The organism is Streptomyces sp. NPDC088706 (assembly GCF_044752765.1).
Lineage (GTDB): Bacteria > Actinomycetota > Actinomycetes > Streptomycetales > Streptomycetaceae > Streptomyces.
The window spans coordinates 15479-33402 of sequence record NZ_JBIVLW010000024.1 but is presented as its reverse complement, the minus strand read 5'-3'; the positions used below and the strand labels follow the sequence as shown (position 1 = coordinate 33402).

Annotated in this window: 16 protein-coding genes and 1 pseudogene; 3 read left to right on the top strand and 14 right to left on the bottom strand. The window is 72.1% G+C overall.

The features are described 5' to 3' along the window. Positions 1-105: 105 nt before the first annotated feature. Complete coding sequence (locus ACIQAK_RS31250; protein ID WP_366392362.1) at positions 106-555, top strand: ATP-binding protein; 450 nt, start codon at positions 106-108, stop codon at positions 553-555. Here the strand turns inward: ACIQAK_RS31250 and ACIQAK_RS31245 are convergent. The 11 genes from ACIQAK_RS31245 to ACIQAK_RS31195 all read right to left on the bottom strand — a co-directional run bounded on the left by ACIQAK_RS31245 (position 506) and on the right by ACIQAK_RS31195 (position 13185). Beyond that, positions 506-1993 carry an amino acid permease gene (locus ACIQAK_RS31245; protein ID WP_366392361.1) on the bottom strand — a complete coding sequence of 496 codons (1488 nt, stop codon included), beginning with the start codon at positions 1991-1993 and terminating at the stop codon, positions 506-508. The genes ACIQAK_RS31250 and ACIQAK_RS31245 overlap by 50 nt on opposite strands. Positions 1994-2187: 194 nt before the next feature. Beyond that, a complete protein-coding gene (gene argF, locus ACIQAK_RS31240) occupies positions 2188-3192 on the bottom strand; it encodes an ornithine carbamoyltransferase (protein ID WP_366392360.1) in 1005 nt (334 codons plus the stop codon). Between the two features lie 139 nt (positions 3193-3331). Continuing rightward, positions 3332-4564, bottom strand: coding sequence for an arginine deiminase (locus ACIQAK_RS31235; protein WP_366392359.1), 1233 nt, complete (start codon positions 4562-4564; stop codon positions 3332-3334). Positions 4565-4628: 64 nt separating this feature from the next. Next, complete coding sequence (locus ACIQAK_RS31230) at positions 4629-7271, bottom strand: polynucleotide kinase-phosphatase (protein ID WP_366392358.1); 2643 nt, start codon at positions 7269-7271, stop codon at positions 4629-4631. Beyond that, entirely contained in the window at positions 7268-8770 is a 1503-nt protein-coding gene (locus ACIQAK_RS31225; RefSeq protein WP_366392357.1) for a 3' terminal RNA ribose 2'-O-methyltransferase Hen1, read from the bottom strand. Before ACIQAK_RS31225 ends, ACIQAK_RS31230 begins: the two co-directional genes overlap by 4 nt. 104 nt (positions 8771-8874) lie before the next feature. Next, complete coding sequence (mmuM, locus tag ACIQAK_RS31220) at positions 8875-9798, bottom strand: homocysteine S-methyltransferase (protein WP_366392356.1); 924 nt, start codon at positions 9796-9798, stop codon at positions 8875-8877. Positions 9799-9829: 31 nt separating this feature from the next. Continuing rightward, positions 9830-10753, bottom strand: a complete 924-nt coding sequence (locus tag ACIQAK_RS31215; protein ID WP_366392355.1) for an LLM class F420-dependent oxidoreductase — start codon at positions 10751-10753, stop codon at positions 9830-9832. A gap of 34 nt (positions 10754-10787) precedes the next feature. Beyond that, positions 10788-11288: a DUF6099 family protein gene (locus ACIQAK_RS31210; protein WP_366392354.1), complete on the bottom strand. Its 501-nt coding sequence runs from the start codon at positions 11286-11288 to the stop codon at positions 10788-10790. Positions 11289-11412: 124 nt separating this feature from the next. Beyond that, entirely contained in the window at positions 11413-11772 is a 360-nt protein-coding gene (locus ACIQAK_RS31205; RefSeq protein ID WP_366392353.1) for a nucleotide pyrophosphohydrolase, read from the bottom strand. Between the two features lie 84 nt (positions 11773-11856). Then, entirely contained in the window at positions 11857-12261 is a 405-nt protein-coding gene (locus ACIQAK_RS31200; protein ID WP_366392352.1) for a cell division protein SepF, read from the bottom strand. 126 nt (positions 12262-12387) lie between these two features. Beyond that, positions 12388-13185 carry a DeoR/GlpR family DNA-binding transcription regulator gene (locus tag ACIQAK_RS31195; RefSeq protein ID WP_366392351.1) on the bottom strand — a complete coding sequence of 266 codons (798 nt, stop codon included), beginning with the start codon at positions 13183-13185 and terminating at the stop codon, positions 12388-12390. 206 nt (positions 13186-13391) lie between these two features. Here ACIQAK_RS31195 and ACIQAK_RS31190 point away from each other — a divergent pair. Continuing rightward, a pseudogene (locus tag ACIQAK_RS31190) lies at positions 13392-14275 on the top strand (SIS domain-containing protein). A 105-nt stretch (positions 14276-14380) separates the two neighbouring features. Next, the gene (locus tag ACIQAK_RS31185) at positions 14381-15037 is read left to right on the top strand and encodes a DedA family protein (protein ID WP_366392350.1); all 657 of its coding nucleotides are present in this window, start codon (positions 14381-14383) and stop codon (positions 15035-15037) included. A 214-nt stretch (positions 15038-15251) separates the two neighbouring features. Here ACIQAK_RS31185 and ACIQAK_RS31180 read toward each other — a convergent pair whose 3' ends face one another. The 3 genes from ACIQAK_RS31180 to ACIQAK_RS31170 are packed head-to-tail and all read right to left on the bottom strand — an operon-like array spanning position 15252 to position 17923. Further along, the gene (locus ACIQAK_RS31180) at positions 15252-15755 is read right to left on the bottom strand and encodes a hypothetical protein (protein ID WP_366392349.1); all 504 of its coding nucleotides are present in this window, start codon (positions 15753-15755) and stop codon (positions 15252-15254) included. Positions 15756-15812: 57 nt separating this feature from the next. Then, the gene (locus ACIQAK_RS31175; protein ID WP_366392348.1) at positions 15813-16889 is read right to left on the bottom strand and encodes an iron chelate uptake ABC transporter family permease subunit; all 1077 of its coding nucleotides are present in this window, start codon (positions 16887-16889) and stop codon (positions 15813-15815) included. Continuing rightward, positions 16886-17923 (bottom strand): iron ABC transporter permease, encoded by a 1038-nt coding sequence (locus ACIQAK_RS31170; protein WP_366392347.1) that lies wholly within the window; start codon positions 17921-17923, stop codon positions 16886-16888. Before ACIQAK_RS31170 ends, ACIQAK_RS31175 begins: the two co-directional genes overlap by 4 nt. Position 17924: the final 1 nt, after the last annotated feature.

Here is a 17924-nt window from a genome sequence, read left to right as displayed (position 1 = left end):
CGACAGGCCCCGACGACGAGTCGAGAGACCCCGACAGGTCGAGAGACCCCGAGAAGTCGAGAAGTCCCGCTACCAGGAAGACCCGCTCCCGAACGGAACCCCGCCGTGCCGCCCGATGTCCCTGTCCCCGCCTCCTGGCGTATCGCCCTGCCGCACTCCACGGCAGCCGTACCGATCGCCCGCGCTCTCGTCCGTACCGCCCTCTCGGACATCCACGCCCCGGCCGACAGCGACACCGCCGAGCTGCTCACCGCGGAGCTGGTGGCCAACGCGGTCGAGCACACGCTGGGCAGCGAGCCGATCGAGCTGGTCGTGGAGCTCCTGCCCACCGGCTGCCAGGTCGAGGTGCACGACCACGACCCCGCTCCGCCCGGCGACCTGTCCCGTCCCCGGCCCGGTTACGAGGTCGACCCCTGGCAGGAGCACGGCCGCGGCCTGCTGCTGATCCGGACCCTCAGCTCCGCCTGCGGTCACCGCACCACGGAGCACGGCAAGGCCGTCTGGTTCACGCTTCCGGCGATCCCGTCCCAGCCGGGTCCGTCACCGCAGAGCTGACCAGCCGAGACCGCTTGCGCCCGTAGCAGGCGTAGAGCAGCGAACCGGCGGCGAGGAAGACCGCGAACTGGACCCAGGTCGTCCAGCCGGTCCCGTACATCAGATAGAGGCAGAACGCGACACCGAGCAGCGGGCTCACCGGATAGAGCGGCACCCGGAAGGTCCGCTCCAGCTCGGGGTGGCGGCGGCGCAGCACCACGACGGCCACGTTGACCGCGACCATGGTGGCGAGCGTGCCGATGGTCGTCAGGTTGACGACGACGTCCAGCGAGGCGAAGGCCGCCGGGACGGCGAAGACGCAGGCCACGATCCAGGTGTTGGCGACCGGGGTGCGGGTCTTGGGCGAGACGCGCTCGAAGACGCGCGGGATCAGCCCGTCGCGGGACATCGACATCAGGATGCGGGTCTGCCCGTACATCACGGCGAGCACCACCGAGGCGATGGCCACGACCGCGCCGAAGGCGATGATGCCGCCGCCCACCGCGGAGTCGGTGACCTGGTTGACGACCAGCGAGAGGGCCGCGGGCTTGTCGGAGACGGCATCCGCGCCGAGCGCGCCGATGGCCGAGAGCGCCACCGCGCAGTAGAGCAGCGTGACGACGCCGATGCAGATCAGGATGGCGATCGGAATGTTCCGCCGGGGGTTCTTGACCTCTTCGCCCGCGGTGGTGATCGCGTCGAAACCGATGTACGAGAAGAACGCCAGCGAGGCGCCCGCCGTGATCCCGCCGAGCCCGTGGCCCGCGAACGGCACGAGGTTGTCGTCCTGGAACGCGGTGAACGCGATCGCGCAGAACGCCAGCAGGATACCGATCTTCAGGACCGCCATGGCGGCCGTCGCGCTCGCGCTCTCCCGGACGCCGCGCACCAGCAGGGTGGCGGCCATCGCGATCACGACGATCGCGGGGAGGTTGATCACACCGCCGTCGCCGGGTCCGGCGGAGACGGCGGCGGGCAGCTCCCAGCCGATCACGCTGTTCAGCAGCTCGTTGACGTACTGGCTCCAGCCCACCGCGACCGCGGAGACCGAGACGCCGTACTCCAGCATCAGGCACCAGCCGACGAGGAACGCCGTGCGCTCGCCGAGGGCGGCGTACGCGAAGGAGTACGAGCTCCCCGAGACCGGGATCGCGCTGCCCAGCTCCGCGAAGGAGAAGGCGGTGAAGATGCAGGTGATCGCGGCCAGCAGGAACGAGATGACGACGGCGGGGCCGGCCTCGGCGACGGTGTCGGAGAGGCCGACGAAGATGCCGGTGCCGACGATGGCGCCGACGCCGAAGCAGACGAGCTGGAAGAGGCCCATCGTCCGCTTGAGGCCGTGGCCCTCCAGGTCGCCGCCGGACTCGGCGATGAGCTGGTCGGGGCTCTTGCGGCGCAGACCGGGCCTGGAGGGGCCGGGACGCTTCGGGGTGCCGGGGTTCGGCAGGCCGGGGCTCATGCGGGACGTTCTCTTCTCTGGTGGTGCAGTGGGGGGGCGGTCCCGTGCGCGCGGCACAGGTAAGGGGCCCGAGCATGCGAGCTCGAACCCCACCAGAGGCGACATGGTAGCCACCTCCGCGCATGTTCCCCCCATCGGGTGTATGAGCATGCGAACCCCTGCCTCCGTCTGCGCACCCGGGGGCCTATCTGTTCCTACCGGCCCGCCAGCGTGGCCACCAGCACGGCCTTGATCGTGTGCATCCGGTTCTCGGCCTGGTCGAAGACCACGGAGTGTGCCGATTCGAAGACCTCGTCGGTGACCTCCAGCTCGGTGAGCCCGTGGGCGGCGTGGACGTCCCGGCCGACCTGGGTGCCGAGGTCGTGGAAGGCCGGCAGGCAGTGCAGGAACTTGACGTCCGGGTTGCCGGTGGCCCGCAGGACGTCCATCGTCACGGCGTACGACGCGAGCGCGGCGATGCGCTCGTCCCAGACCTCCTTGGGCTCCCCCATCGAGACCCACACGTCCGTGGCGACGAAGTCGGCGCCGCGTACGCCCTCGGTGACGTCCGCGGTGAGCGTGACCTTCGCGCCGCTGACCGCGGCGAGCTTCTCGGCCTGCTCCACGACGGAGGGGGCCGGCCAGTACATCTCGGGGGCGACGATGCGGATGTCCAGGCCGAGGAGGGCGCCGGTGATCAGATAGGAGTTGCCCATGTTGAAGCGGGCGTCGCCGAGGTAGGCGAAGGCCAGCCGCGTCACGGGCCGGTCGCTGTGCTCGGTCATGGTCAGCACGTCGGCGAGCATCTGGGTGGGGTGCCAGTCGTCGGTGAGCCCGTTGAACACGGGGACACCTCCGTAGGCGGCCAACTCCTCGACGACCTGCTGACTGTCGCCCCGGTACTCGATTCCGTCGAACATCCGGCCGAGCACCCGGGCGGTGTCCTTCACCGACTCCTTGTGGCCCATCTGGGAGCCGGTGGGGTCCAGGTAGGTGGTGAAGGCGCCCTGGTCGGCGGCGGCGACCTCGAACGCGCAGCGCGTCCGGGTCGAGGTCTTCTCGAAGATCAGCGCGATGTTCTTCCCGCGCAGCCGCTGGACCTCGGCCCCCGCCTTCTTGGCCGCCTTCAGCTCACCGGCCAGCGCGACCAGGCCGAGGAACTCCTCGGCGGTGAAGTCCAGCTCCTTGAGGAAGGGGCGGCCGGTGAGGTCGATGGCCATGATGACGGCTCCAGGTGGGACGGGGATCTGCGGACTGCCGGTGTTCGACAGTTACGCTGGAAGTCTATACGAGTCCCCGCATTCCTATACAGCACCCTCGGTCCGGAAAGTATCGGCATCTGTCTCGAAAGCGCTGGTACTACACAGGGTCCCGCACCACCGGACAGCTCATGCAGCGTGGTCCGCCCCGCCCCCGGCCCAGCTCGCTGCCCCGGATCTCGATGACCTCGATGCCCTGCTTGCGCAGATAGGTGTTGGTGGTGACGTTCCGCTCGTACGCGACCACGACGCCCGGCTCCACCGCCAGGACGTTGCAGCCGTCGTCCCACTGCTCGCGTTCCGCCGCGTGCACGTCCTGGGTGGCGGTGAGCACCCGGATCGCGTCGAGGCCGAGCGCGGCGGCGATGGCCCGGTGCATGTGCTCGGGCGGGTGGTCGGTGACCTTCAGCTCGCGGGGGCCGCTGCCCGGCTCGATCGTGTAGGAGCGGAGCATGCCGAGCCCGGCGTACTGGGTGAACGTGTCCCCGTCGACCATCGTCATCACCGTGTCCAGGTGCATGAACGCGCGGGCCTTGGGCATGTCCAGCGCCACGATCGTGCGGGCCGAGCCGGCGTCGAAGAGGCCGCGGGCCAGCATCTCCACCGCCTGCGGGGTGGTGCGCTCGCTCATCCCGATCAGGACCGCGCCCTTGCCGATGACCAGGACGTCACCGCCCTCGATCGTGGAGGGGTAGTCGTCCTGCCCCTCCGACCAGTGGTGGAAGACACCCGCCTGCGGCCCGGTGAAGAGCGGATGGTGACGGTAGATCGCCTCGAAGTGGACGGTCTCGCGCTGCCGGGCCGGCCAGCGCATCGCGTTGATGGAGACCCCGTCGTAGATCCAGGCGGAGGTGTCCCGGGTGAAGAGGTGGTTGGGCAGCGGGCCGAGCAGGAAGTCGTCCAGGTCCATCACATGGAAGCGGACGGAGGTCGGTTCGCTGTGCCGCTCCAGGAACTCGCGCTTGGTCATCCCGCCGACCAGCGCCTCCGCCAGCTCGTCGGATGGCAGCTCCTCGAAGGCGGCGCGCAGATGCTCGGTGGCGAGCGGTCCGTACTCCTTCTCGTCGAAGACCCGGTCGAGCACGAGCCGCCGCGCGACCGGGATGTCCAGGGACTCCTGGAGGAGGTCGCCGAAGAGGTGCACCTCCACGCCCCGGTCGCGCAGGACGTCGGCGAACCCGTCGTGCTCCTGCCGCGCCCGGCGCACCCACAGGACGTCGTCGAAGAGGAGCGCGTCCTTGTTGCGCGGGGTCAGCCGCTTCAGTTCCAGATCGGGGCGGTGCAGTATGACGCGGCGCAGCCGCCCGGCTTCGGAGTCGACATGGAATCCCATGTCCTCATCCTCACCGGGCGGAGCACCGTTCACCCCGCGAATCGCCCACGGGTTGCCCAGGGCGTCAGAGCCGGGGGTCCACCGGCTCCGACTCCAGGGCCAGGACGGCGAAGACCGCCTCGTGGACCCGCCACAGCGGCTCCCCGTCGGCCAGCCGGTCCAGCGCCTCCAGGCCCAGTGCGTACTCCCGCAGCGCGAGGGAGCGCTTGTGGCCGAGGAACCGGGAGCGCAGGCGTTCCAGGTTCTCCGGGCGGGTGTACTCGGGGCCGTAGATGACGCGCAGGTATTCCCGGCCGCGCACCTTGATGCCGGGCTGGACCAGGCGGCCCCTGGCATCCCGGACGAGGGCACCGAGCGGCTTGACGACCATGCCCTCGCCGCCGCGCCCGGTCATCTCCAGCCACCAGTCGGTGCCCGCACGGACGGACGCGTCGTCGGCGGGGTCCACGACGAGCCGGCGGGTGGTCTGGAGCAGCCCGGTCGGGTCGTGCTCGACGAGGCGGTCCAGCCAGGCCAGCTGCTCGTCGTGGGGGACGGCGGCGAGGGAGCGGCCCTGCACGGCGAGGATCTGGAACGGGGCCAGGCGCACCCCGTCCAGCCCTTCGGTGGACCAGCAGTAGCGCCGGTACGCCTCGGTGAACGCGGCCGCGTCCTCGGCCCGGCCGTGCTGCCGCCCGGCGAGCTCGCCGACGTCGACGCCACGGGCGGCGGCCGTCTCCAGGGCGGCGAGCGCGGACGGGAACACCGCGCCGGAGGCGGCGCCGACGGCGGCGTACTGCGAGCGCAGCAGTCCGCCGGCCTTGAGCGACCACGGCATCAGCTCGGCGTCCAGCAGCAGCCAGTCGGTGCCCCACTCCTCCCAGAGCCCGGCCGCGGTGACGGCCGTACGCAGCCGGCCGAGGATCACTTCGGTCAGGGCCCGGTCGTCGAGGAAGGGCCGCCCGGTGCGGGTGTGGAGGGCGCCGGTGGGGCCGTGCGTGCCGAAGCGGGCGGTCGCGGCGGCGGCGTCCTTGCAGACCAGCACGACGGCCCGGGAGCCCATGTGCTTCTCCTCGCACACGACCCGCTCGACCCCGTCGGCGCGGTACTGCGCGAACGCCTCGGCCGGGTGCTCCAGGAAACCGTCCTCCCGGGAAGTGGCGGTCGGGGCCATGGTGGGCGGGAGGTAGGCGAGGAGCTGCGGGTCGACGGCGAAGCGGCTCATGACTTCGAGGGCCGCCGCCGCGTTCTCCTCACGCACGGCGACGCGGCCCAGGTGCCGGGTCTCCACGACCCGGCGGCCCTGGACGTCGGCGAGGTCCAGCGGCCTGCCCTCCCGGCCCCCGGGCGCCTCGGTGGTCAGCGGCCTGGTGGGCTCGTACCAGACCTTCTCGGCCGGTACGTCGACGAGTTCGCGCTCCGGCCAGCGCAGCGCGGTCATCTTCCCGCCGAAGACCACGCCGGTGTCCAGGCAGATGGTGTTGTTGATCCAGGAGGTGGTGGGTACGGGGGTGTGGCCGTAGACGACGGCGGCGCGGCCCCGGTACTCCTCGGCCCACGGGTAGCGCACGGGCAGGCCGAACTCGTCGGTCTCGCCGGTGGTGTCCCCGTACAGCGCGTGCGAGCGGACCCGGCCCGAAGTGCGGCCGTGGTACTTCTCCGGCAGTCCGGCGTGGCAGACCACCAGGTTGCCGCCGTCCAGCACGTAGTGGCTGACCAGCCCGTCGATGAACTCCCGCACCTGACGGCGGAACTCGGGGTGCTCGGCGTCCTCGCGCTCCAGCTGCTCGATCGTCTCGGCGAGGCCGTGGGTCGGCTGGACCTTGCGGCCCGCGAGGTAACGGCCGAGCTTGTTCTCGTGGTTGCCGGGCACGCACAGGGCGTTGCCCGACGCGACCATGGACATGACGCGGCGCAGCACCCCCGGACTGTCCGGGCCCCGGTCGACGAGGTCGCCGACGAAGACCGCCGTACGCCCTTCGGGGTGGGCGCCGTCCAGGTAACCGAGCGTGCCGAGCAGGGTGTCCAGCTCGGAGCGGCAGCCGTGGACGTCGCCGATGATGTCGAACGGGCCGGTGAGGTGGCGCAGGTCGTTGTAGCGGCGCTCCAGGACCACACGTGCGCTCTCGGCCTCCTGTTCGGTGCGCAGGACGTGCACCTTGCGGAAGCCCTCGCGCTCCAGGCCGCGCAGCGAGCGGCGCAACTCGCGGCGGTGGCGCTGGATGACGTGGCGGGGCATGGACGCGCGGTCGGGGCGGGAGGCGTTGCGGGCGGCGCAGACCTCCTCGGGGAGGTCGAGCACGATGGCGATGGGCAGCACGTCGTGCTCCCGGGCCAGCCGGACGAGCTCCTTGCGGCTCTCGGACTGGACGCTGGTGGCGTCGATGACGGTGAGCCGTCCGGCGGCCAGGCGCTTGCCGGCGATGTGGTGGAGCACGTCGAAGGCGTCGCGGCTGGCGCTCTGGTCGTTCTCGTCGTCGGCGACCAGGCCCCGGCAGAAGTCCGAGGAGATGATCTCGGTGGGCTTGAAGTGCTTGCGGGCGAAGGTGGACTTGCCCGATCCGCTGGCACCGATGAGGACGACGAGGGAGAGGTCGGTCACCGGCAGCGTGCGAGAGGCGCCGCCGGTGCCGGTGGTGGTGTCGCCGGTGCCGGTGGTGGCGCTGTCGGTGGCGGGGGTGGCGCCGCCGGTGCCGGTGGTGTTGTCGGTGTCGTGGTGGTTCGTCATGCGGCTTCCGGCTCCTTCTTCTTCTCGGTCCTCTTACCGGTCGCGGGGCCGGTCGCGGTGTCGGTCAGGGTGAAGACGGCCAGCTGGGTGGGCGGGCCGACCTCGGGGTCGTCCGGGCCGACGGGCAGGTGCGTGACGGTGTACCCGTGGCGCTCGGCGACCTTCCCCGCCCAGTCCCGGAATTCGGCCCTGGTCCACTCGAAGCGGTGGTCCCCGTGGCGCACGTGCCCGGCCGGGAGGGACTCCCAGCGGACGTTGTACTCCACGTTCGGCGTGGTCACGAGCACCGTGCCCGGGCGCGCCGAGCCGAAGACCGCGTACTCCAGCGCGGGCAGCCGGTCCAGGTCCAGGTGCTCGATGACCTCACTGAGCACGGCGGCGTCGTACCCCTTGAGCCGCTTGTCCGTGTAGGTGAGGGAGCCCTGCCGGAGAGCGACCCGGCCCGCCTGCCGCTCCCCCATCCGCTCCAGCTTCAGCCGGCGCGAGGCGATGGTGAGGGCGCGCATCGACACGTCTAGGCCGACGATCTCGGTGAAGCGCACGTCCTTGAGGAGCGCCTGCACCAACTGGCCCTGGCCGCAGCCCAGGTCGAGCACCCGGTGCGCACCGGCCCCGCGCAGCGCCTCGAGGATCGCGGTGCGCCGGTGTTCGGCGAGCGGGACCGGCTTCTCCTCGGTGTCGGTCCTCTCGTCCACCGCGTTGTCGACGCTGTCGACGTCGAGGTCGTCCGACTCCGCGAGCCGGACCAGCTCCAGGGCCTGGTCGGCCAGGCGGGTGAGCACCCAGCGGTGGGAGAGGTAGCGCCGGGTGATGAGGGGGCGCTCGGGGTGGTCGGCCAGCCAGCCCTCACCGGCCCGCAGCAGCTTGTCCACCTCGTCGGGCGCGACCCAGTAGTGCTTGGCGTCGTCGAGCACCGGCAGCAGGACGTAGAGCTGGCGCAGGGCGTCGGCGAGCCGCAACTCCCCCTCCAACACCAGGCGTACGTAGCGCGAGTCGCCCCACTCGGGGAACTGCTCGTCCAGCGCGACCGCCGCCACCTCCACCCGCTCCCAGCCGAGCGGCGTGAACAGCTTGCGCACCAGCTCCGCACCGCCCCGGGCGGGCAGCGCGGGCACCTCGATCCGCAGCGGCAGCGGGGCCTTCGCCCGCTCGGGCAGGGCCCGGCAGACACCGCCCAGCGCGGACTTGAACACCGTGGCGAGGGCGACCGAGAGCAGTGAGGAGGCCGCGTAGGGGCGGTCGTTGACGTACTGCGCGAGCGCCGCGTCGGGCGCACCTGCCCGGCCCCTGCCCTTGCCGCGCCGCACCAGCGCCACCGGATCCACCTCCAGCAGGAGTGCGGCCGTGCAGCGCTCGGCGGACGCCTCGGGATAGAAGACGTGCGCGGAGCCGTGCGAGGTGGAGTACGTCTGCGCCCGGTCGGGATGCTTGTGCAGCAGGAAACCGAGGTCGGTGGCGGGACGTTCAGGGATGCCGGTCGTACTGATGGTCAGGAACACCTGTCCGAGTATGGTCCTCGCCTCCCGTCCCCCACCAGGCATTTTCAGCGCTCCGGCAACACCGTGAGCGCTTCGACCTGGGCTCCGGCCCGCCCGTCCGCGGCTCAGCGCTCCAGCAGCCCCGCCAGCTCCTTGATCCGGCCCGGCCCCACCCGGCAGCAGCCCCCGACGAGCCGTGCCCCGGCCCCCGTCCAGGCCCGCACCCGCGCCGGGTCGAACGTGCTCCGCCCGGTCCACCCCCGCGCTGCGGCGTCCCAGCCCTCCCCGCTGTTCGGGTAGACCACGGCCGGCTTGCCCGTCACCGCCACCGCCGCCCGCACCGCGTCCTCCGCCTCGGCCGGGTCGCAGCAGTTGACCCCGACGGCCACCACCCGCTCCCGCCCGGCGGCCACCGCGAACGCCTCCTCCAGCGGCTGACCGGCCCGGGTCCGGCCGCCCGCCACGCTGTACGAGAGCCAGATCGGCAGCCCGGTCTCCTCGGCGACCCGCACCAACGCCTCCGCCTCGTCCAGGTCCGGGACGGTCTCCAACGCCAGCACGTCGGGACCGGCCTCGGCGAGTGCCGCCACCCGGGGGCGGTGGAAGCGCTCCAGCTCCCGGACGGTGAGCCCGTACCTCCCCCGGTACTCGCTGCCGTCCGCGAGCATCGCCCCGTACGGCCCGACCGAGGCGGCGACCCAGACCTCCCGCCGGGGATCGGCCCGGCGGGCCGCGCCGCAGGCGCGCCGGGCCAGCTCCACGCTGTGGGCGAGCAGCGCCCCGGTCCGCTCGGGACCCAGGCTGTGGCGCCCGAACCCTTCGAACGTGGCCTGGTAGCTGGCGGTGATCAGCACCTGCGCTCCGGCGCGCAGATAGGCCAGGTGGGCGGCCTCGATCTGTTCCGGGGCGTCGGCCAGCAGCCGGGCCGACCAGAGCGCGTCGGACAGGTCGCACCCCTGTGCCTCCAGCTGGTTGGAGAGGCCGCCGTCCAGCAGGACGGGCCCTTCTCCCAGCGCTTCGGCGAGCGTACGGCCGGAGTTCACAGCCATTTCCTCGTCGTCCGTCCCGGTGGAATACGGGTCAGGTCAGCTGGGACTGGATCTGCGAGGAGATCAGCTCCAGGTGGTCCAGGTCGTCCAGGTCGAGGACCTGGAGGTAGATCCGGGACGAGCCGATCGACTCGTACCGGCCGATCTTGTCGACCACCTCGGCGGGCGAGCCGGCCAGCCCGTTCGCCTTCAGCTCCGCCACGTCCCGGCCGATGGCCGCCGCCCGCCGGGCCACCTCGGTGTCGTCCTTGCCGGTGCAGACGACCAGGGCGTTGGAGTACACCAGGTCGTCCGGCTCGCGCCCGAACGCCTTCGCCGCCGCCCGGACCCGGCCGAACTGCTGCTCGCTGTCCTCCAGCGAGGCGAAGGGGATGTTGAACTCGTCCGCGTACTGCGCGGCGAGACGGGGGGTGCGGGTCGCGCCGTGGCCGCCGATCAGGACGGGCACCTTGGCCTGGGCCGGCTTCGGCAGCGCGGGCGAGTCGGTGAGCTGGTAATAGGTGCCGTCGTAGCTGAAGGTCTTGCCGACCTCCGTCGCCCACAGGCCGGTGACGATCGCCAGCTGCTCCTCCAGCCGGCCGAACTTCTCCTTCGGGAACGGGATGCCGTATGCCTTGTGCTCCTCCTCGAACCAGCCCGCGCCCAGGCCCAGTTCGACCCGGCCGCCGGACATCTGGTCGACCTGCGCCACCTGGATGGCCAGCACGCCGGGCAACCGGAAGGTGCCTGCCGTCATCAGCGTGCCGAGCCGGATCCGCCGGGTCTCGCGCGCCAGGCCGGCCAGGGTGATCCAGGCGTCGGTCGGTCCGGGCAGTCCGTCGCCCGAGCCCATGCGGAGGTAGTGGTCGGAGCGGTAGAAGGCGTCGAAGCCGAGGTCCTCGGTGGCCTTGGCGACGGTGAGCAGGGTGTCGTAGTCGGCCCCTTGCTGGGGCTCGGTGAAGATGCGAAGATCCATGCCTCCATCCTGCCCCTTCACCGGCTCCTCTTCCTCAGGACCCCGCCGCCGAGGGGGCGGGACCGCGTATCCCGCCCCAGGGGCCGTCGCGCTCCTTCTCCCGCTCACCCAGCCGTCTCAGCAGACCGTGCACACGGTCCAGCGATTCGTCGGCGGCGTCGATCGCCTCGATGCACTGCCAGTAGAGACCGTCCTCCCCCGTGTCGCAGGCCACCGAGACGAGCGCGATCCCGGCCTCGCCGAGGAGCAGCGCCAGGCCGGTGAGGGCTGCCCGCACATCGGCGATCCCGGAGAGCTGCGCCGCCCGCGCGCCCCGGGAGAGGACCGCCGGATGGTCGGGCGCCGAGCACCCGCCGCCGATCTCGCCCAACGCCCGCGCCTCGCCCCGTAACTCCCTCGGGCCGAACAGTGCCAGCCGGCTGCCGACGCTCCGGGCGAGGGCCTGTGCCTGCCAGGCCTCGGCCATCACCTCCAGCGCGCCCCAGCTCTCCGCCAGGGCCCGCCGCCCCGTCTCGATGAGTCGCTCCGCTTCCATGCGTTTCCCCCGTCATCCCGAAAATCCGCTCACCTCTTTCATTACCCACAGTGAGGTAGATGGCACCGTAAGGCCAGAGGAAATCGGAAATCTGTGGACACAAAATCGATTGTGGATAAGTTGATCACTCCGAAGAGTGACGATCCTGGGGTTCCGGGGGGTTCGGGACGGGGAAGCGCTTCTCGTTCCGGTCCAGCTTGGCGGCCAGCGCCCGCAGCGGGTCGATGCCCAGCACCTCGCAGAACTGGAGGAGGTAGGCGAGCACATCGGCGACCTCGTCGGTCACGCGATGGGCCGCTCCGGGCTCGTCCATGATCCGGGCGGACTGTTCGGGCGTCAGCCACTGGAAGATCTCGACCAGTTCGGAGGCCTCGACACTGAGGGCGGCCACCAGGTTCTTCGGGGTGTGGTACTGCCCCCAGTCCCGGGCCGCCGCGAACGCGGCCAGCCGGCGCTGGAGTTCTGCCACATCGAGTTCTGTCACGGCCCCAGGTCTACCACCGCCGCCCCGGACGCCCGCGAGGGGCGTCCGGCGGCGATGCCGACGAGAAGGGCGGGCGACGGAGCTCTACGACTGGGCCAGGCCCGCCGGGGTGACCCCCTCGACCTCCATGCCCTCCGGAGAGAGCAGGAAGACGTTCCGGTCGACGCGGTGCATGCCGCTGCCGAGCCCGAATACCACGCCGCTGCTGAAGTCGAGAATCCGCTTGGCCACGTCGGTTTCGGCGGCCGTCAGGTCGAGCAGCACCGGGACCTGGGCGACCAGGTACTCCGCGACCTCGCGGGCGTCCGCGAAGACCTGCACCCGCAGCACGACCAGACGCCGCTGCTCGGCCGCCCGCTCGTCCGGGACCGTGCGGTGGTCGATGCGGGACGGCCACTCGTCGCGGCCGCGCAGCGGTACGACCTGGGCGAGCCCCTCCCACTGTTCGTCGGTGGCGTCATATCTGTCGTACCTGTCGTACCTGCTCACAGGGCCACCCCGTCGTCAAGCCGGTCGGGTTGGCGCCGGCTGCGCTCACTGTTCATCGGGCAATCCTCTCGCCCCTCACCCGTTCGGCGTACCAGCGACACGGCGAAGGTCCGGATCGAGTCGCTCTCACACCGTGATGACCTGGACCCCCGCCTCACCGAACCGGTCCTTCGCCTCCGCCGTGACCTGCGAGTCGGTGACGAGCACATCGACCATCCCGAGGTCGCAGACCCGGGCGAAGGCCCGTTTGCCGATCTTCGAGGAGTCGGCCGCCACCACCACCCGCTGCGCCCGCTCGGCGAGGAGCCGGTTGACGCTGGCCTCGCCCTCGTGGTGGACGTAGGCGCCGCGTTCGAGGTCGATGGCGTTCACGCCGAGGACGGCGACGTCGAGCGTGATCTCGTTCATCACACCGACGGCCAGCGGCCCGGTCAGTTCGTACGACTGCGGCCGGGCGACACCGCCCGTGACCACCATCTTGATCTGCGGCCGGATGGCCAGCTCGCCGGCGATGTTGAGCGCGTTGGTGACGACGGTGAGGGTCGGCTGCCCGCCCGCGACCGTGGTCTCGCCGACGATGTCGGGACGGACCGCCAGTGCGCGGGCCACCTCGGTCACCGTCGTACCGCCGGTCAGGCCGACCACCTCGCCGACGGCGACGAGTCCGCAGACCGCGCGGCCGATGGCCTGCTTCTCCGGGGCGTGGCGGCCGGTCTTGTAGCGGAGCGCCAGCTCGTAGGAGACCCCGTGCGCGACCGCTCCGCCCCGGGTGCGGGTGAGCAGGTGCTGTTCGGCGAGCTGGTCCAGGTCGCGGCGGATGGTCGCGGCCGAGACGGCGAGCGCCGCCGCCGCCTCCTCGACCTCCACCCTGCCGTGCTTGCCGACCAGTTCCAGCAGCGCGTCCCACCGGGCGTCCCTGGCCACGTGCGTCTCCTTCACCGTCCGGCGCCGGGCTCCGCGCTACCCGGGAACGCGGTCGCCGGTGGCCGGACCGCCGCAAGCGTCGCACAGGAGCCCGGCGACCGACCCCGCACCCCGCGCACCTTGCTTGTTCCTGTTCGATAACCGCATGTAGCGTGCAGGATTCTACATCGAGGCTCCATCCGCCCCTCGTCCCGTGGAGTGCAGACGTGTCGTACGCCGAGACCGAGACCGCCGGCCGGCCCGCCTGCTGGCCGCGCCGCCGCACTGGCCGACGCCTACCGGGCCGTCCTGCCCGCCGCAGGTGAGCGCGTCGCCGTCGTCGGCTGCGGCACCTCCTTCTCCATGGCGCGGGCCTACGCCGCGCTCCGGGAGCGCTCCGGCCAGGGCGAGTCGGACGCCTTCGCCGCGTCCGAGTTCCCCCACGGCCGCGCCTACGACCGGGTCGTCGCGCTGACCCGCTCGGGGAACCACGACCGAGGTGCTGGAGCTGCTGGAGCGGGTGCGTCCCACCTCGCGCACGGTGGCGCTCACCGCCGATCCGCACACCCCGGTCCTGGAGGCGGCCGACGATCTCGTCGTCCTCGACTTCGCCGACGAGCGGTCCGTCGTGCAGACCCGGTTCGCCACGACCGCTCTCACGCTGCTCCGGTCCCACCTCGGCCTGCACACCGAGGAGGCGGTACGGGACGCGGAGAGAGCCCTCGCCGAGCCGCTGCCGGAGGGACTGTCGGAGCGCACCCAGTTCTCCTTCCTCGGCCGGGGCTGGACGGTCGGCCTGGCCCACGAGGCGGCGCTGAAGATGAAGGAGGCCTCACTGGCCTGGACGGAAGTCGTATCCGGCGATGGAGTACCGCCACGGGCCCATCAGCATCTCCACGTCCGGGACGGCGACGTGGATGTTCGGCGCCGCACCCGAGGGCCTGGCGGAGCAGGTACGCGCCACGGGCGCCCAGTGGGTGGCGGCGGGCTGGACCCGCTGGCCGACCTCGTACGCGTACAACGGCTGGCGATCGCCCGTGCCGCGGCGAACGGGCTGGACCCGGACGCCCCCCGTCACCTGACCCGGTCGGTCATCCTGGACGAGGCCTGAGGGAGGATACGGGGTAGGAGGTGGCCGACACCCTCCACGCAACCGACACGCCCACGCATCCCACCCCCCTGCACGCGCCCGACACCCCCACGCCGGAGAGCCTTCATGCACCTCGCACTGTCAGCCGCCGCCGAGGAGCCGAAGGGGGGCATCGCGGGATGGGCCACCGGGCTGGTCGAGACGTTGGGCGGGCCGGGTGCCGGTCTCGCCATCGCCTTGGAGAACCTGTTCCCGCCGCTGCCGAGCGAGGTCATCCTGCCGCTGACCGGGTTCGCCGCGTCGCAGGGCGTGCTCAGCCTGGCCTCCGCCCTGTTCTGGACGACGCTCGGTTCGGTCGTGGGGGCGGCGGCGCTGTACGGGCTCGGGGCCCTGTTCGGCCGGGAGCGGATGCACGCCCTGTGGGCCAAGCTGCCGCTGGTCAAGGCCTCGGACCTGGAGCGTACGGAGAAGTGGTTCGCGCGGCACGGCACCAAGGCCGTGCTGCTGGGCCGCATGGTGCCGGTCTTCCGGAGCCTGATCTCCGTGCCCGCAGGGGTGGAGCGCATGCCGCTGCCGGTGTTCATCGTGCTGACGACGGTGGGCAGCCTGATCTGGAACACCGTGCTGGTGATGGCCGGCTACTGGCTGGGCGACAGCTGGGACGTGGTCGGGACGTATGTGGGACTCGTGTCCAAGGTCGTGCTCGGGCTGGCCGTGGTGGCGGTGGTCTGGTTCGTGGTGGCGCGCGTCCGGAGCCGCAGGGACTCCGAGCCCAGCGAGTGACCGGCGACGGCCCGCACGGAACCCCCCTCCGGCGCCGCGGCGCCCGGCGCCCACAGCGCCACGCACCCCGGCACCCCGACCGGCGCCACGCACCCCGGCACCCCGACCGACGCTCCCGGGCGCCGTTGCGCCGGGAGTGCCGCTCGGAGGCGTCCGGGGCGCGACAGTCCGCTCAGAACGTCTCGCAGGAGGCGTCCGGGGCGCGGCCGCCCGCTCAGGACTCCTCGAAGTAGGCGTCCAGGACGGCGTCCAGCTCGGCCGGCCACTCCTTGAGCTGGGCCCGGCTCGCCGCCTCGACCTCGGCGTTGAACCAGCGCCGGGACGACAGGTGCACGGTCACGGTGAACCTGCGGCCGAAGCGGGCCGGGTGCATCTCCACCGCGCCGATCTCGGCCCAGTCGAACTCGGCCTCCTGGTCGTCCAGCGTGAACCTGACGCCCGCGCGGGCCACCCGGATCGAGCCCCGGCGGTCGCTGACCTCGAAGACCGGGCCGTCCTGGGCCTCCGCCGCTTCAGCGTCGGCTGCTGCCTCGGGAGCCGCCACGGCCGTCTCCTCGGGCGCTCCGTCGAGCTCCGGGTCCCGCTGGGGGTCGGCCTCCGGTTCCGGTTCGGTCCTGCCTGTCGTGACGGGTGCCGCCAGACCGGGGAGGGGGATGAACGCCGGGTCGGTGCCTGCGGCGAACTCGGGCTTCTTGTTCGAATCTATGCTCTGCTCCACGGCGGGCAGTATGGTCGACGAACCTGTACGTGACCAGTCGTCACCGTCTCCGGTGCCTCAGAGCACCCCCCGGCGCCACTCCCGTACCAGCAGGTGACCGAGGTAGGCGCCGCCGATCGCCATGGTGTAGATCCCGACCGGCAGGTCCTCGAAGAGCGGCAGCCGCTGGGCACACAGGTCGGCGGCCACCAGCAGCAGCCCCCCGGTGAGGGCGGAGAGCAGCAGGTGGGGACCGGATCCGCGGGTCAGGCGCCTGGCGATCTGGGGGGCCGTGAGGGCGATGAAGGCGATGGGCCCCGAGACGCTGACGGCGGCCGCCGAGAGGGCGATGGCGATGACCACGGCGAGGGTCTTGGCCTTCTTCGGCTCGGAGCCGAGTCCCTCGGAGATGTCGTCGCCCATCTCGCCGATGTCGAGCCGCCGGGAGATCAGCGCGGTCAGCGGGGCGACGGCGAGCAGGACCAGCCAGATGGTGGTGGCGTCGGTCCAGGAGCGGGCGGTCAGGCTGCCGTTGACGTACGCGGTGAGAACAGAGGCCTTGTCGCGTTCCAGGGCGTAGACGACGTACTGGGTGACGGCCGCGCCCATGGCGGCGACCCCGATACCCGCGATGACGAGCCGGGCGGGGTTGCGGAAGCCGGTGCCGGTGGAGACGTACACGAGGGCCATCGCGGCGACCGCGCCGATCAGCGCGCCGACGGCGACCGGGACCGTGCCGGGGAACATCAGCGCGCAGATCGCCGCGCCCGCCCCGGCTCCGGCGGAGAGGCCGATGACGTCGGGGCTGCCGAGCGGGTTGCGGGTGACGGACTGGAACAGCGCGCCGGAGAAGCCGAGCGCCGCGCCGACCCCGATGGCGACGGTGAGGCGGGGCCCGCGCAGCCGGTTGAAGACGAAGCGGTCCTTGCCCTCGGCGTCCCCGACGAGGGCGGCGGGCAGGTCGGTGAGGTCGGTGCCGAGGCGCCCCCAGGTCAGCGTGGCCACGGCGGCGGTGAGAAGGAGGACGAGGAGCCCGGCGGCCGCGAACACGGAGGCGCGGCGCATCGGTATCGCCACGGTGCGGCCCAGGACCAGGTAGCCGCGGGGGGCCTTGACGGTCCTGCGGGCGGCGGCGGTCCGTCCGGTGACGGTCATGTCGTGCCCCGCATCCTGCGTACGGCGATGAGCAGCGCGGGTGCGCCGATGAACGCGGTGACGACGCCGACCATGAGTTCCGTGGGGCGCATGACGACCCGGCCCACCACGTCGGCCAGGAGCAGCAGCGTGGGGCCCATCAGCGCGGAGAAGAGGATCTGGACCCGGAAGTCGACGCCGGCCAGGGCCCGTACGACGTGCGGTACGGCGAGGCCGACGAAGGCGATCGGGCCGACGGCGGCGGTCGCGGCGGCGCTGAGCAGGGTGGCGGCGAGCAGCCCGGCGCCCCGGGTGCGCGCGGGGTTGGAGCCGAGGGCGACGGCGGTCGCGTCGCCGAGGGCCAGCGCGTTGAGGCCGGGGGCCAGGGCCAGGGCGAGGAGGAAGCCCACGGCGACGAAGGGCAGGACGGACCAGAACACGTCGAAGTCCCGGCCGCCGAGCGCTCCGACGACCCAGTAGCGGTAGCTGTCGAACACCTGCGGCTTGCTGAGCGCCACCGCCTGGATGAACGCCATCGTGACGGCGGTGAGCACGGCCCCGGCGAGCACCAGGCGCACCACGCTCGTCCCCGTACCGGCGGAGCCGATGACATGGACGAGCACTCCGGCGATCAGCGCTCCGGGCAGCGCCCACCACATGGTGTCGGTGGCTCCGGAGGCGCCGAGCCAGGCGGTCGCGGCGACGATGCTCGCGGAGGCGCCGGCGTTGATGCCGAGGAGGCCCGGTTCGGCCAGCGGGTTGCGGGAGACGCCCTGCATGAGGGTTCCGGCGACCGCGAGGCAGAGTCCGGCGAGGACGCCGAGAACGGTTCTGGGGTAGCGGCTCTCGATGATCGCGGTGACGTTCTCGTCGGCGCTGCCGCCGAGCACGCCGAGGACGTCGCCGAACGAGGTGGAGCGGCTGCCGAACATGACGCTCGCGCAGAGCGCGACCGCCAGTGCGGCGACCGCCGCGAGCAGGAGGAACGCCGACCGAGCGGCGCCGGTACGGGAGGTACCGGCGCCGCTCGGCGGTGCGGCCGTGGTGGTTGCCATG